Here is a 14609-nt window from a genome sequence, read left to right as displayed (position 1 = left end):
CGGCTACTCCGCCAGGCGGTGCAGCACGATCATGCCGCCGTACGCGGGCTCGCCGGAGCGTTCGGTGTCCGTGGACACGTACCGCTCGACGAGCGCGACGATGCCGCGCTCCAGTTCCGCCGCGTCCTCGGCGGACAGGTGGACGGCGAACCGCATGAAGGTGCGCACCGCGTCGGGACCCGCTGCGCGCAGCTCGTCCTGGATCGCTTCGATCGGCGCCAAGGCGGCGTCGAATTCGGTGTTCGGCGGGTCGTCCAGCCACCACGAGCGCGCCTTGGCGCGGTAGGGCTTCTCCAGCGCGCCGCTGTCGCCGGTGCGGACCGGGGCCGGCTCGAGCAGGCCCGCCTCGAGCAGCTGACGGACGTGGTACAGGACCGTCCCGGGGTCGCGGTCCAGCCGGTCGGCCAGCTGCTTGTTGGTCAGCTCGCCCTGCCAGCACAGCCGCAGGATGCGCAGCCGCAGCGGGTGGGCCAGGGCCTTGGCCTCGCCGACCGTGGCCTCGCGCCGCGGCATCGACGAGGACGCACCGTCGTGATCAGCCATGGGCGCAGGCTAGTGCATCCCCATCGATGGACTTTTCTCCATCGATGTGAAATCCTCCATCAATGCGGACATCGCTGGGCGGCAGGTACTGGCGGCTGTGGACGTCGGCCGCCCTGTCCAACCTCGCGGACGGAATCCTCAAGTTCGCGCTGCCGCTGCTGGCGATCGGCTACACGCGCTCGCCGGCGCTGGTCGCCGGGCTGACGCTGGCCTTCACCCTGCCGTGGCTGCTCTGCGCGCTGCCGGCCGGCGCGATCGCCGACCGCCACGACCGGCGCGCCCTGATGCTGCTGGCGAACGTCATCCGCGCGACCTTGCTCGCCGGACTCCTCGTGGCCGTGCTGCTCGACGCCGGTTCGATCTGGCTGCTGTACGTCGCGGCACTCGGCACCGGCATCGCGGAAACCTGCTACGACACCGCGTCCCAGGCGATCGTGCCGCAGCTGGTCGGGCGCGAGCAGCTGCCGAGAGCGAACAGCCGGCTGTACGCGGCCGAGACGACGGCGCTGGAGCTCGCCGGGCCCCCGGTGGCCGGGCTGCTCGTCGCCACCGCGGCCGCCCTGGCGCTCGGGACGCCGATCGCCCTCTGGGCGGTGGCGGTCGTCGTCCTGGTGTCCGTCCGCGGCTCGTTCCGGGTGGCGGGCACCGATCGGCGCCCGGTGCTGCGCACCGAGATCGCCGAGGGACTGCGGTTCGTGTGGCGCACCGGCATCCTGCGCACGTTCACGGTGATGACCGGTGTCTTCAACTTCGCCAGCAGCGCGATCCAGGCCGTGCTCGTCCTGTACGCCGTCGGCCCGGGATCGGCGATGGGCCTGTCGGAGGAAGGCTTCGGCTGGCTGGTGAGCCTGGTCGCCGCCGGCGCCCTCGCCGGTTCCTTCTTCGCCGAGCGGATCGAGCGCGCGCTGGGCACGGCACGCGCGATCGGCATCACCTTCTTCGCCGGGGCCGCGTCCCTGGGGGTGCCGGCGGTGACGGCCGATCCGGTGCTCGTCGGGGCGGCCTTCTTCGTTTCCGGTGTCGCCCTCATCGTCTCCAACGTCACGACGGTCTCCCTGCGCCAGCGGATCACCCCGGACCGGCTGCTCGGGCGGACCAACAGTTCCCACCGCCTGGTGGCGTACGGCACGAAGCCCCTCGGCGCGCTGGCGGGCGGGCTGCTCGCCCAGTTCTCCAGCCTGCCCACGGTGTTCGCGGTGATGAGCGTGCTGGCCATGTCGACCGCCTTCGGCGCGACGAAAGTGACCGCCAGCGCCGTGGCCGAAGCCGAACGCGACGCCTCGCGCAGCCCGGTCTAGCCGTCGCCGGCCGCCAAGCGTTCCTGGACCCGCGCGTGGCGGAACTGGTAGACACCGCCGGCCTGACGCAGCACTCCGCGCCGGTGGGCGTCGTCGAGGAAGTGCATCAGGCGCCACGGGAGGCGGCCCGTGGCCGCGAGCCACACGTGGTGGACGAAGTAGTTGCCCCAGGCCCGGGTCACCAGCACCGCCAGCCCGATGCCCACGCCGAAGCACACGCCGACCACGAACGGGGCCACCGGGTTCGTCGCCGCCGGGAACACCTGGCCGCCCGCCAGCGCGCCCGCCACGCCGTAGCAGACCGCCGCCACGCCGCGGGCCATGAAGAAGCCGAACGACGCGCCCGCGATCCCGCCGGCCACGGCCAGCGCCAGGTCGTAACGGCCGCCCAGCACCGGGAGGAACCGCGTCTGGGCGGTGAACGCGAACGCCATCCCGTCGAACAGCCCGAGCGACACCAGGAACGACACCGACAACGCGATCGCGCCCGTCCGTTCGTTGCGCAGGATCGTCCGCGGGCTGGCGACGCGGCTGGCGTCGACCGGCTTCGCCAGCCACACGTGCACCGCGAACACCAGGCCGAACACCAGCGCCAGGAAGACGACCAGGCCGGCCGCCAGCGACCAGCCCAGGCCGAGCAGGACACCCACCGCGGCCCCGATCGCGAAGCGGCCGGCGAACTTCCCGGCCGCCCCGGCGAAGCGCAGTTCCGTGCGCAGCGGCTCCGGCGGGCGGCCGAAGCGGTGCGTCAGATAGGCGGCGCCCCCGAAGGACAGGCCGTAGATCGCCGCCAGCACCGGGCCGTCGTCGACCCAGCCGGTGACCACGAAGAACAACGCGATCAGCACGCCGATCAGGCCCGAGCGGGTGCCGACCGGCACCGCGCGGTACAGCTGCCACCAGGCGAGGTCGCGGCTGCGCGCGCGTTCGAGGTGGCGGGCCAGGAACCCGAGCCAGCGGGTCGCCTGCTCGGCGGAGTAGCGCCCGGACGGGCTCGTCTTCGGGTTCCGGCCCGGCGGCTGCGGGACCTGCGCGTAGGCGTTGGGCACGAACGAGTCGAGGAGCTGTCCTTCGAGGACTCCGGCGTCTTCGGCGGCAAGCAGCTCCGCGGGATCGGCGGGCGGGCGGCCGTAGCCGATCCGCGCGAGGTCGACCATCAACGGCGTCCGCAACACCCGGGCCAGTGCCGAATCCGGCTCGCGCCGCAGCCGGTCGGCGACCGGCTGCCAGCGGTCTTCGCCCTGCCGCGCGGCCAGGTAGGTGATCGCCTCCTGGCGGGCGACGGGTTCGAGCCGTACCACGGTCGCGGCGCTCAGCACCGCGCCGGACTCGCGGGTCGCCTGCTCGTACTCGGCCGAGCGGCAGGTCAGCACCAGTGAGCGTCCGGCGCCCATGGTCTGGTCGAGCGCGTCGAGCGCCGCGACGCGCAGGTCGGCCGGCATCTCGTCGAGGCCGTCGAGGACCGGGACGACGTGGCCGCCGAGGACGAGCCGGGTCGGGGCGTCGGTCCCGTACTCGCGGGCGGTGAGCAGTGCCGGGTGGTTCTCGGCGAGCCGGGCCGCCAGCCACCGGTCGAGGTGCTCGCGCCGCGGGTCCCACGAGGCCAGCGACAACAGGACGGGGACGGGAGCGTCCGAGGCGCGGGTGCGCAGCAGTTCCAGCGTCAGCATCAGGGCCAGCACGGACTTGCCGGAGCCGGGATCGCCGAGCACCACCAGCTGCCGCACGGGCAGCGCGGTGAACGTCGCCGCGATGTCGTCGAGATCGCCCCGCGGCTTCCCGGCGGGCGCGGCCGACGACCAGCGCAGCATGATCGGCTGCGGCCGGTGCAGCGAACGCAGCTCGGCTTCGGCGCGCCACTGCCACGTGACGGCTTCGGCCAGCTCGGTGACGGCCCGGTCGAACCGGTGCTGCGGCGGCACTTCCGGCTCGGGCTCTTCGGCGCTGGGCGCCGACTCGGCGAGGATCCGGTCGTGGAGCCGCCGCAGGTCGGGGTTCGGGTCGACGCCGAGTTCGTCGGCCAGCCGCCGGCGCAGGCCGTGGAACAGCGTCGAAGCTTCGGCGTAGCGGCCCTCCTTCGCGAGGGCGCGCATGAGAAGCAGGTGGGACAGCTCGCGCGCCGGGTGCTCGCCGCAGAACTCGGTCAGCTCGCGGACGACTTCGGCCGTTTCACCGAGCCGCAGCCGCCATTCGGCGCAGAGTTCGACGGCTTCGGCGCGTTGTTCGTCGAGCAGCGCGGCCCGGCCGGCGAGCGTGGTGGTCCGCAGCCCGTCGAGCGCCGGGCCGCGCCACAGGGCGAGCGCGGCGCGGATTTCCTCGACGGCGTCGACGAGTTTGGCCTGCCCGGCGAGTCCCCGGGCGGCCGCGACGTGCCGGCGGAAGCGGAGGGCGTCGAGGTCGTCGCCGTCGATCTGCAGGCGGTAGCCGGGCCCGTCGGTGACGATCGCCCCGCCGAGCTCGCCGAGCCGGCCACGCAGCGCGGAAACGCAGTTGCGCACCTGCTTCACGGCGGTCGCCGGCGGCTCGTCCTCCCAGAGGGCGTCGATCATGCGCTCCACCGGGACGACGGCGCCGGCGTTGAGCAGCAGCACGGCGAGCGCGCGCTGCTGCCGCGGGCTGGCCAGGGTGATTCGGCTCCCGTACGCCTGCACTTCGAGCGTCCCGAGAATCCGGAACCTCATCGCCACCCCCTGCTCGTCGGACCGGCCGGTTCGCCGAACGCGCAGGTCGAAGCGGCGAATGCCGGCGCGAGGACGAAACGAGGACGGCGTCGGAAACCCTAGGGCCACGGCGAAAGAGGGGGAATGCCGGGGCGACCCGGTGGCGGGCGCGTCGTTGGGGGTCGCGCCCTCCGCCGGGACAGCCGGTCGCTGCAGGCCCGATCCCGCGCTCACCGGCGGCGGGTGCGTCGTCGGGGGACGCGCCCGCCGCCGGGACCACCCGGGCTCGGTCCCGCCCCTGCCGCGCTCCGACGGCACGCGGGAACTCGGCGGGAATCCGGCTCGTTGAACGGGCGAGCGGTGACGGGTGACCGTCGTGTGCGTCGCCGGCTTCGCCGCCGCGGCCCTGGTTCTTAGCCGTTTCTTAAAACCCCGCCTGGCGACCGTTCCCGCCGCCTCGGAGAATCGGCAGGGTGCTGATCGTGATCGCCGACGACGAGGATGCCGTGTGCGACTCCCTGTCGCGCACCCTGCGCTTCGAGGGCTATGCCGTCGAAGTCGCCAAGGACGGGCAAGCCGCTCTCGACGTCATCCGGGAGCGCGAACCCGACGGGGTCATCCTCGACGTCACCATGCCCGTGCTCGACGGCCTGGAAACCTGCCGGCGGCTGCGGGCGGCCGGGAACCTCGTGCCCGTCCTCATGCTCACCGCTCGCGGGGACGTCACCGCGCGGGTCGCCGGCCTCGACGCCGGGGCCGATGACTACCTCGCCAAGCCCTTCTCCCTCCAGGAGCTGCTCGCCCGGGTGCGGGCCCTGCTGCGGCGCGCGCGGTACGAAGCCGTCCCCGAAGCCCCCGCCGATCTCCGCTTCGGGGATCTCGCGCTCAACCCGGCCACGCGGGAAGTCGAGCGCGCGGGCCGTCCGGTGCGGCTGACGCGCACCGAATTCGCCATCCTCGAACTCTTCCTGCGCCACCCGCGGCAGGTGCTCACCCGGACCGTCCTGTTCGAGCACGTCTGGGGCTTCGACTTCGGCAACAGCTCCAACAGCCTCGACGTCTACCTCGGCTACCTGCGCAAGAAACTCGAAGCCGAGGGCGCCGCCCGGCTGCTGCACACCGTCCGCGGCGTCGGCTACGTCCTGCGCGAGGACCCGCTGTGAGGCTGCTGCGCGGCCTGGGACGGCGCAAGCTCACCCTGCGCGCGCGGGTCGCGATGCTCTCCACGCTCGGCGTCGCGTTCGCCGTGGTCGTCGTGTCGCTCGCGGGCTGGTGGCTGATGCACGGCCGGATGTACGACAACCTGGACCTCCGGATGCGCGCCGACACGGCCGAAGCGGTGCGGGCGGCGACACCGGAGGACGCGCTGCGCGCCCTGCACGGCGCCGACGAGCTGCCGGGCGACTGGTCGGACGACGACCTGCCGTCCGAAATCCGGCAGCTGCTCGTCGTGGCCGGCACGCCGCCGCCGTTCGTCGTCCGGTTCCTCGACGGCCAGGGGCAGCCGGTGGCGGCCACCGCGGGAGCCGAGTGGCTGGGACCGGTGACGCCGCCGGCCGCCCGCGTCGCGGAGCGCGGGAGCGGCCAGGACCTCGCCGACGCCGGGCCCGAAGACGACGAGACGGTCTACCGCGTGAGCACCGTGCCCCGCCCCGGCGGCGGCGCGGTGCAGGTCGCCAGCCGGGTCATCGGCATCGAAGGGACGCTCGACGACCTCCGCGTGCTGCTCACCTGGATCGGCCTCGCCGGCACCGCCCTCGCCGGCGTGGTCGGCTGGGGCGTCGCGCGGGCGGGCCTGGGCCCGGTCCACCGGCTCGCCGGGGCCGTCGAGAAGGTGGCCGAGACGCAGGACCTGGACAGCTCGATCCCGGTGGCCGGCCACGACGAAATCGCCCGGCTCGCCACCGCGGTCAACCACCTGCTGACCGCGCTCGCGGCGTCGAAAGCCGCCCAGCAGCAGCTCGTCCAGGACGCCGGCCACGAGCTGCGGACCCCGCTGACCAGCCTGCGCACCAACGTCGAACTGCTCACATACGCCGAGGAGCAACGCGCCTCCGGCCGGGTCCTCGCCCCCGACGACCGCGCCCGGCTGCTGCGGGACCTCGGGGTGCAGGCCGAAGAGCTGACCACCCTCACCACCGAGCTGGTGGAACTGGCCGCGGAGAACACCGACCCCGAGCCGTTCGGTCCGCTGGACCTGGCCGACGTCGTCCACAGTGCCGTCATCCGGGCGCGGGCCCGCTGGCCGCAGGTCGTCTTCGCCGTCTCGACCGCCCCGGCGAGCCTCACGGGCCAGGCGGGCGGGCTGTCCCGTGTGGTGCTGAACCTGCTCGACAACGCGGCCAAATGGAGTCCCCCGGGCGGGACCGTCCGGGTCAGCCTGTCCACCTCGGACGGTCACGCCGACCTGGCGGTCACCGACGAAGGACCGGGCATCGACGAACAGGACCGGCCCAAGGTCTTCGAGCGCTTCTACCGCGCCACCGCGGCCCGGTCGATGCCGGGCTCGGGCCTCGGACTGGCCATCGTGGCCCAGATCGTCCAAGCACACGCCGGCACCGTCGCCGCCGGCGCGGCTCCCGGCGGCGGCGCCGAACTCCGCGTCCGGCTGAAGAGCGACCGCGTTTCTTAACCGGCCCAGCGGCGGCTCTTAAGGTTCTTTCATCCGCGGACCCGAACTTCGAATCGTGTCCTCCGTCGAAACGATCCGTCCCGCGCCGCCCACGGCGGCGGGGCCGCGCCAGGCCCGGATCTGGGCCGCCGCCGCCATCGGGTGCTTCGGGCTGTGCGTCGCCACCGCCCTTCTGCTGCACGTCACCCAAGCCGTCGATCCCGTCCGGCAGGTGATCAGCGACTACGCCCTCTCCCCCGCCGCCGCCGGGTTCGGGGTCTGCGTGCTCACCCTGGCCGGCGGAACCGGGTTCCTGCTCGTCGGGCTCGGGAAAGCCGGGCTGCCCGTGTCCCGGCCCGTCGTCGCGCTGGCCGGGTGCTGGGGTGGCGGGCTGACGCTCTGCGCCTTCTTCCCCACCATCCCGACCGGCGCGCCGATGACGCTCTCCGCCGAGATCCACCGCTTCGCGGGCCTCGTCCTGTTCCTCAGCCTGCCCGCCGCGGCCGGGCTGCTCGCCCGGGACGCCGCCGGCCACCCGGTGCACCACACCCTCGCCGTCCGGCTGCGGCGGCACACCGACTGGGCGTGGGCCGCCCTCACGGTCTTCCTGCTCAGCCAGCTCCCGGTGCTGCTCGCGCCCCCGCGCGGGTTCGACGGCCCGCTGTTCCAAGGGCTCGCCGAGCGGCTCGTCTTCGTCGTCTACCTCGTCCTGCTCGGCGAGCCGGCCCTCGCCGTCCTGCGTTCCGGGAGGAAATCGTGCTGACCCTCGCCATCGTTCTCGCCGCCGCCGGCGCGTGCTGCTTCGCCGGTACCGTCCACCTCCAGCACCGGGCCGTCCGCGGGGCGACCGCGGGTCCGGCGTTGCGGCTGTCCGGGATCCGGGCCATCCTGCGCACCCCCGGCTGGTACGCCGGGATCGGGCTCGCCGGTCTCGGTGCCGCCTTGCACGTCCTCGCGCTCACCCTGGCCCCGCTCGCCGTCGTGCAGCCGATCGGCGTGCTCACCCTGGTGCTCACCGTCCTGCTGGCGCGCACCCCGCTCACCCGGACCGTGCTCGCCGCGCTGGCGATGAGCGTCGCCGGGCTCGCGGGGTTCGTCGCGCTCTCCGCCACGGCCGCGAACACCGCCCTGCCGGCCCCCGACCTCGCGACCGCTCAGTGGGCGCTGCCGGTCGCGGCCGGGCTGGCCGTGGCCGCCCAGTACACCCGCGGCCGGACGCGGTCCCTGCTGTCCGCGCTCGGCACGGCGGTGCTCTTCGGGTTCACCTCGGCGCTGATCCGGGCGGCGGCCGTCGCCCCGTTCTCCCTCCTCGTCATCGCCGAAGCCGTGGCGGCGACGCTCGCCGGGGCGTGGCTGCTGCACCAGGCCTACGCCAGCGGACCCGCGCCGATCGTGGCCGGTGCGACCACCATCGTCGACCCGCTCAGCGCGGTCCTCATCGGCGTTTTCGCGTACGGGGAACTGACTCCGGGCCAGCTCGCCGGCGTGGCCGTGCCCGGCTTGATCGCCGTGGGCGGACTCGTGCTCCTGACCCGCGAACTGCCGTCGCCCGCCGCGCCCGCACGCCGGGTGCGGCGCGAGGGGCCGCTGCGTATCGCGATCACCGCGGACACCTACCCGCCCGATGTCAACGGCGCCGCCAACTTCGCCGCCCGCCTGGCGTCCGGGCTGGCCGCCCGCGGGCACGACGTCCACGTCCTCTGCCCGTCGCCCACCAGCGAAGACTGCACCGAAACGGCGGCCGGGGTCACCGTCCACCGGCTCGGTTCGGTGCGCACGCCGTTCCACCCGGCGTTCCGCGTCTGCCCGCCGTGGCGGACCGCGAAGGCCGTGCCGGCCCTGCTCGCCGGGATCGACCCCGACGTCGTGCACACCCAGGCGCACTTCCTGGTCGGCCGCAGCGCGGTCCGCGCCGCCACCGCGGCCGGCGTCCCGGTGGTGGCCACCAACCACTTCATGCCGGAGAACCTGCTCGGGTACGGCCCGCTGCCGCGCTGGACGCACCGCCCGCTCATCCGGCTAGCGTGGCGCGACCTCGCCCGGGTCTTCGGCCGCGCCACCGTCTGCACCACCCCGACCCCGCGCGCGGCCCAGCTGCTCGAACAGAACGGCCTGCACCGGCCCGTGCTGGCGATCTCCTGCGGGATCGACCGCGCGCACTACGCCGGCCCGCCCGACGAGCCTGCCGAGGCGCCGAACGTGCTCTTCGTGGGCCGGCTGGACGCGGAAAAGAACGTCCACGAGCTCCTGGAGGCGGCCGTCTTCCTGCCCCCGGACGTCCGGGTCGAGCTCGTCGGCGACGGCAGCGAACGCGGACGGCTCGAGGCGCTCGCGAAGCGGCTGGGCCTCGCGGACCGGGTGACCTTCCACGGCTTCGTCCCAGACGAGGACCTGGTCCGGGCCTACCGGCGGTGCACCGTCTTCTGCATGCCGGGCACCGCCGAACTGCAGAGCCTCGTCACCATGGAGGCGATGGCCGCGGGCAAACCGGTGGTGGCCGCGGACGCGATGGCGCTGCCCCACCTCGTCCGGCCGGGCCGCAACGGCTGGCTCTACCCGCCCGGCGACGTCGCGGCGCTGGCCGGGCGGCTCACCGCGGTGCTGACCGACGCGCCGGCCCGGACCGCGATGGGCCGGGCCGGCCTCGAGCTGATCGCCGCCCACGACCTGGATTCCACATTGGACACCTTCGAAGGGGTCTACCTCGACGTGACCGTCCGCCCGGAGGCCGTCGCGCTGCGGGGCTGAGCACGGCAAAAATGCCGGTGCCGGCGCGCCGGGCGTGGGGCACAGTGACAGGTCCGTGGTGGGTGTGGCGGAACCCCAGCGCCACACCCACCACGCCTACGGGAACACCGTCGGTGACGGCTCGTAGCCGAGCCGGTCGATCGCCGCGGAGATGTCCAGGGAACGCTCCACCGCGAACTGGCTGATCACGTACCGGTTCAACCGCCCGCCCGGGAACAGGCGGGCGAACGGGGCGAGCAAGCCGGCCGGCACGTACGCCGGCCGCACCCGCACGCCCGCCGAGGCCAGCAGGCCGCGCAGGGCCCAGTCGATCGGCACCGGCGCGCTGTCGGCGATGTTGAACACGCTCGGCCACGCCGGTTCGGCCGTCGCGGCGAGCAGGCAGGCGCGGGCCAGGCTGTCCACATTGGTCATGCTCACCAGTACCTTCCCGTTGCCCGGCACCAGCAACCGGCCGCCCCGCACGTTCGCCAGCAGCCGCGGCAGCAGGGTGGTGTCCCCGGGGCCGTAGACGGCGTGGGGCCGCAGGACGACCGCGTCGCGGGCGATGGCCAGCACGAGCTGTTCGGCCGCGGCCTTCGCCGCCGCGTAGGCGTTGAGGTAGCGATCCACCGGAGCTTCGTGCTCCTTGGCGCGCACGGTCGGCCGGAACGGGTCGTACACGCTGGCGCTGCTGACGTGGACGATGCGGCAGTCCGGGAAGGACGCCAGCACGTGGTGAGTGCCGAGCAGGTTCGTCCGCCACACCTCGTGGGCCACGCCGGTGTCGGTCGCCGACGCCGCGCAGTGCACCACCGCGTCGACGTCCGGCGGGTCGGCGAGCTTGGCCGCCCCGATGTCCCACGACCGGTACGCGGCCCCGCCGAGCCGGCCGGTGTCCGCCGCGGCGCGCCGGCCGAAGGCCGTCACCCGCCAGCCCGCCGCCACGGCCGCCCGGCACACCGCGCCGCCGACGAACCCGGTCGCGCCGGTCACCGCGAGCCTCACGGCCGGCTCGCGGTCATCAGCTCGCGCAGGCGGCCGCGGTCGAGCTTGCGGGACCGGCCCGACCGGGGCAGCTCCGGCAGGACGACGATCCGGTCGGGCACGGCCTCAGCGTCGATCAGGTTCGGCAGCTGCCTGCGGAGCCGCCGGACGAGCCGGGCCGGGTCCACCGCCGGGTCGGCCACGACCGCGAGCACCACGGCCTCGTCCTCGGTCACCGGATCGGGCGTCCCGACCATCGCCGCTTCCCGGACGCCGGCCAGCAGCGCGATCGACGGCTCGTACAGCCCGGGGTAGATGTTGTACGAACCGCGGATGAGCATGTCCTTCTTGCGGCCGGTCAGGACGATCCGGCCGGCGTCGTCGAGGCGGGCCAGGTCGCCGGTGGCCAGCACGGTCAGCGGCGGGGCCCCCAGGTAGCCGAGGCAGGCGTTGGGCGCGGACACGAGCAGTTCGCCATCGGCGGCGATCCGGGCGGTCACCCCCGGCGACGGCGTGCCGAGCAGGTCACCCGGGAGGCCCTGCTCGAGGTGGGCCAGCTTGTCCTCCGCGCGGGCGGCCGCGATCGGGATCGCTTCGGTCATCGCGTAGATCGAGAGCACCTGCCCGCCGGGGATCGCGGCCAGCGCCTGCCGCAGCACGGCGGGTGCCGCGGGCGCGGACCCCAGCACCAGGTGGCGGACGCGCGTGGGCCACCGCGGGAGGATGCCGAACACCTCGGCCAGGTGGACCGGCACCCCGTAGGCGTGGGTCACCCGGCGGTCGGCGAGGTCCCGCGCGAACCGCTCGGGCGGCGCGGACGGCTTCGGCAGGGAGAGCCGGGCGCCGCCCAGCAACGCGGGCAGGCCGGCCACGATGCCGTCGGCGTGCATCACGTCCCCGGGCGCGAACGGCAGGTGCTCCCCCAGCATGGTCACGGCCGCGGTGAGCGACCGCAGCGAGTGCACAACACCCTTCGGCTGCTCGGTGGTGCCCGAGGTGAACACGACCAGGGCGGGCGCGTCCGGGTCGCGGTCCGGTGCCGCCGCCGGCGTGCGGCCGAGGAGGCTTTTCAGCGACAGCGCGGATTTCGGGACGCCCGGCAGCCGGCGTCCGAGGTGGACGTGCCGGATGCCGGGGTCACCGACGGGCTGCCGCAGGTCCGGCACCGGCCACCCGCGGCGGCGGCAGAAGGAGCGGGCCGGGCCCACGACGCTGGTCGTGTAGAACAGCGACTCCGCGATCAGCCAGCGCGGACGGTAGGCCCGCAGCCGTGCGGACACCAGCGCCGGGCCGACGGCGGTGTCGGCCGAGATGAGCACCGCACCGGCGTGCAGCCCGCCGAGGAACAAGCCGATCGCCTGAGCCGAGTTGCGGACGGCGAACAGCACCCCGTCGCCGGGCTCGAGGCCCTCGGCCCGCAAGCCGGTGCCGACTTCGAGGGCCAGGCGGCGCAGTCCGCCGAAGGTCGTCGTGCGGCCGTCGGGGTCGATGACCGCCACCTCGCCGGGCCGCTCTTCGGCGACGTCCAGGAACCGGGTCACGAAATCGTTCATGCGCAGCTGACCTCCAGACGCCGATAGGCGGGGAACAACACCCCGGGTGCGGCCCGGCGGGCGGTGATCCGCAGCGGCCCGGCTCCGGCCAAGGTGCCGAGGACGGCGTGGATCTCGGCCATGGCCAGCGGGTAGCCGAGGCAGAAGTGCGGCCCCGCCCCGAACCACAGGCGTCGCAGCTCCGGCGGGTGCGCGCGGGCCAGGTCGAACCGGCCGTGGGCCCGGGCGCAGTTGAGAGTCGACAAAACGACCCGGTCGCCGGCGCGGACGGCGACGCCGCCGATCCGGCCGGGGCGGACGGCGTTGCGCAGGATGATCGGCGCGGGCGTGATCAGCCGCGCCGTCTCGTGGATCGCGGCTTCCACCGGCCCCGCGTCACCGCCGCGGTAGGCCTCGGCGACGGCGGTCAGCTCGCCCTGGTCGTGCAGCAGGGCCACTATCCGGGGCAGCAGGCTGGTGATCGTCTCCGTGCCCGCGATCAGGAACGCCGACGCGAGCCCCCGCGCCTCGGCCTCGCTCAACCCGAAGCTGCGCATCCGGCCGACCGCGGTGGTCTCGTCCCCCGCGGCCCACGCGAGCGACGTGGCCTCGCCGACGTCCGCCACGATCGCGCGCGCCCGGGCGATCTGCCGGTCGTTCAGGCGGAGCTTGCCCAGCTTGACCAGGCCGATGATCGCGGTGGCCTGGCCGGTCATCCGCAGGTACGCCGCCTCCCGCTCGGCCGGGGAGCCGGTCACGGTGAACCCGACCAGCGCGCTGGTCACCGCCCCGGCGACGATCTTCGTCGTCCGGACGACGTCCACCGGACGGCCGCCGCGCAGGGCTTCGGCCGTCCGGGCCAGCGGCTCGGTGCACGCCGCGTCGATCAGACGGCGGACGTAGGCCGGGGTGAAGAACTCGGCGAGCTTGCGCCGCATGGCCCGGTGCTCGGGGCCGTCCATGTTGACCAGCATCGACGGGCCGAAGACCGGGGTCCACAGGTCCGCCTCGGTGCCGCCGCCGCTGCGGAAGGTGCCGGTGTCGGTCAGCACCTCCCGGGCCGCCGAGGCCTCGTTCACGACGACCCCGAGGCCGGGCACCCGGACCGCGGGACCGAGCCGGCCGAGGACGCGGACCACCGGGTACACCAGCGGGTGCGCCGCCAGCTGCACCCGCAGCTCGTGCGCGCCCGCCCTCATCGGACGTCCACCGTTTCGCCGCGGTAGCCGTGGCTGGTGTACCAGGCGAAGGTGTTGCGGATGCCCCACGCCTTGGTCCGCCGCTGCGACCAGTACACGACCATGTCCCGCCGCCGCCCGTAGGCGCGGGTGACGCACCGGACGCGGTTCACCAGCGTGCGATCTTCGTGGTCGTCCTCGATGCACGTCCGGGGATAACCGCCGCACCGCTCGTACAGGCGCGCGGTGATGGCCGTGTTCCCGCCCGCGCAGAGCAGGTACGGCCCGAGGTACGCCGGCCCGCGGTTGGCCCGGCGGAACCGGGCGCAATACCCGCCGAACGCCACCAGGAACGCCAATACGGCCCGCTCGGCGCGGGGCACGGCGAAGTCGTCGGTGCGCGCCTTGAACCGGCCCCCGATCAGCTCCAGCCCGGCCCCGAAGCCCCGCAGGACGGCTTCGGTCCACTGTGGAGCGACGAGGCAGTCCGCGTCGGTCCGGGCCAGGTGCGTGGCCCCGTTCGCGATGGCCTGGCGCATGCCGGTGTCGCAAGCCGCGCCGGTGCCCTTTTGCGGCTCGCCGATCACCCGGACGTCCATCTCGGGGTGGGCGGCGGCGAAGGCGCCGACGACGTCGGCGGTGGCGTCGGTGCTCGCGTTGTCCACGACGAGCACGGTGAAGTCGCGGAAACGCTGGCCGGCAAGCGACCGCAGCGGCCCTTCGATCCACTTTTCCTCGTTGTACGCGGGAATGATCACCCACAGGCGCGTCATGACGTCAGCTCCGCGAACACCGTGCCGATGCTGACCCCGCCGGCCAGCCCGATGAACGCGACCTTGTCGCCGGGACCGCAGCGACCCGCTTCCCGGGCCAGGCTCAGCTGCAGCGGCAGGCTGCACGAAGCGACGTTGCCGTGGTCGGTGATCGTCACGACGAGCTTGTCCTCCGGCACCCCGCTGCACTCGAGGAACACCCGCACCCGGCAACGCCGTCGACGGCAACACCGAGACGTTCTGGAACGACGACACGATCGGCGCCTACCCCGACGTCCTGACGATCACCGCGGGCGCGCC

12 protein-coding genes are annotated in these 14609 nt (G+C 74.2%); 5 read left to right on the top strand and 7 right to left on the bottom strand.

Features of this window, described 5'->3' with window-relative positions; all coding sequences use genetic code 11:
* Positions 1-3: 3 nt before the first annotated feature.
* Positions 4-543 (bottom strand): ArsR/SmtB family transcription factor, encoded by a 540-nt coding sequence (locus ACWDN5_RS28680; protein WP_310969855.1) that lies wholly within the window; start codon positions 541-543, stop codon positions 4-6.
* Between the two features lie 62 nt (positions 544-605).
* On the opposite strand from ACWDN5_RS28680, the gene ACWDN5_RS28675 reads away from it, so the two are divergent.
* Complete coding sequence (locus ACWDN5_RS28675) at positions 606-1841, top strand: MFS transporter (RefSeq protein ID WP_449678465.1); 1236 nt, start codon at positions 606-608, stop codon at positions 1839-1841.
* Here the strand turns inward: ACWDN5_RS28675 and ACWDN5_RS28670 are convergent.
* A complete protein-coding gene (locus ACWDN5_RS28670) occupies positions 1838-4522 on the bottom strand; it encodes a BTAD domain-containing putative transcriptional regulator (protein ID WP_449678464.1) in 2685 nt (894 codons plus the stop codon). The genes ACWDN5_RS28675 and ACWDN5_RS28670 overlap by 4 nt on opposite strands.
* Before the next feature lie 452 nt (positions 4523-4974).
* Between ACWDN5_RS28670 and ACWDN5_RS28665 the strand changes: the two genes are divergently transcribed.
* From ACWDN5_RS28665 to ACWDN5_RS28650, 4 genes are read left to right on the top strand one after another with little or no spacing between them, the layout of a single operon-like run.
* Positions 4975-5664 carry a response regulator transcription factor gene (locus ACWDN5_RS28665; protein WP_449678463.1) on the top strand — a complete coding sequence of 230 codons (690 nt, stop codon included), beginning with the start codon at positions 4975-4977 and terminating at the stop codon, positions 5662-5664.
* A complete protein-coding gene (locus ACWDN5_RS28660) occupies positions 5661-7133 on the top strand; it encodes a sensor histidine kinase (protein ID WP_449678462.1) in 1473 nt (490 codons plus the stop codon). The genes ACWDN5_RS28665 and ACWDN5_RS28660 overlap by 4 nt, the downstream gene beginning before the upstream one ends.
* A gap of 55 nt (positions 7134-7188) precedes the next feature.
* Positions 7189-7875 carry a DUF998 domain-containing protein gene (locus ACWDN5_RS28655; protein ID WP_449678461.1) on the top strand — a complete coding sequence of 229 codons (687 nt, stop codon included), beginning with the start codon at positions 7189-7191 and terminating at the stop codon, positions 7873-7875.
* Positions 7869-9860, top strand: a complete 1992-nt coding sequence (locus ACWDN5_RS28650; protein WP_449678460.1) for a glycosyltransferase — start codon at positions 7869-7871, stop codon at positions 9858-9860. The genes ACWDN5_RS28655 and ACWDN5_RS28650 overlap by 7 nt, the downstream gene beginning before the upstream one ends.
* Positions 9861-9956: 96 nt before the next feature.
* On the opposite strand, the gene ACWDN5_RS28645 is transcribed toward ACWDN5_RS28650, so the two are convergent.
* From ACWDN5_RS28645 to ACWDN5_RS28625, 5 genes are read right to left on the bottom strand one after another with little or no spacing between them, the layout of a single operon-like run.
* Positions 9957-10847 carry an NAD-dependent epimerase/dehydratase family protein gene (locus ACWDN5_RS28645; protein WP_449678459.1) on the bottom strand — a complete coding sequence of 297 codons (891 nt, stop codon included), beginning with the start codon at positions 10845-10847 and terminating at the stop codon, positions 9957-9959.
* Positions 10844-12379, bottom strand: a complete 1536-nt coding sequence (locus tag ACWDN5_RS28640; protein ID WP_449678458.1) for a class I adenylate-forming enzyme family protein — start codon at positions 12377-12379, stop codon at positions 10844-10846. The genes ACWDN5_RS28645 and ACWDN5_RS28640 overlap by 4 nt, the downstream gene beginning before the upstream one ends.
* A complete protein-coding gene (locus ACWDN5_RS28635) occupies positions 12376-13557 on the bottom strand; it encodes a cytochrome P450 (RefSeq protein WP_449678457.1) in 1182 nt (393 codons plus the stop codon). Before ACWDN5_RS28635 ends, ACWDN5_RS28640 begins: the two co-directional genes overlap by 4 nt.
* Positions 13554-14309 (bottom strand): glycosyltransferase family 2 protein, encoded by a 756-nt coding sequence (locus ACWDN5_RS28630; RefSeq protein WP_449678456.1) that lies wholly within the window; start codon positions 14307-14309, stop codon positions 13554-13556. Before ACWDN5_RS28630 ends, ACWDN5_RS28635 begins: the two co-directional genes overlap by 4 nt.
* Entirely contained in the window at positions 14306-14515 is a 210-nt protein-coding gene (locus ACWDN5_RS28625; RefSeq protein WP_449678455.1) for a 3-oxoacyl-[acyl-carrier-protein] synthase III C-terminal domain-containing protein, read from the bottom strand. The genes ACWDN5_RS28630 and ACWDN5_RS28625 overlap by 4 nt, the downstream gene beginning before the upstream one ends.
* Between the last annotated feature and the right edge of the window lie 94 nt (positions 14516-14609).

The organism is Amycolatopsis sp. NPDC003731 (genome assembly GCF_053586895.1).
Note: the sequence above shows the minus strand (reverse complement) of the source record. Positions and strands in the feature narration are given on the sequence as shown.

Excerpts from the sequence above, each read along its gene's own strand:
- ACWDN5_RS28630 (WP_449678456.1), bottom strand. The coding sequence starts at position 14,309 with ATGACGCGCCTGTGGGTGATCATTCCCGCGTACAACGAGGAAAAGTGG.
- ACWDN5_RS28680 (WP_310969855.1), bottom strand. The coding sequence starts at position 543 with ATGGCTGATCACGACGGTGCGTCCTCGTCGATGCCGCGGCGCGAGGCC.
- ACWDN5_RS28635 (WP_449678457.1), bottom strand. The coding sequence starts at position 13,557 with ATGAGGGCGGGCGCGCACGAGCTGCGGGTGCAGCTGGCGGCGCACCCG.
- ACWDN5_RS28675 (WP_449678465.1), top strand. The coding sequence starts at position 606 with ATGCGGACATCGCTGGGCGGCAGGTACTGGCGGCTGTGGACGTCGGCC.
- ACWDN5_RS28640 (WP_449678458.1), bottom strand. The coding sequence starts at position 12,379 with ATGAACGATTTCGTGACCCGGTTCCTGGACGTCGCCGAAGAGCGGCCC.
- ACWDN5_RS28670 (WP_449678464.1), bottom strand. The coding sequence starts at position 4,522 with ATGAGGTTCCGGATTCTCGGGACGCTCGAAGTGCAGGCGTACGGGAGC.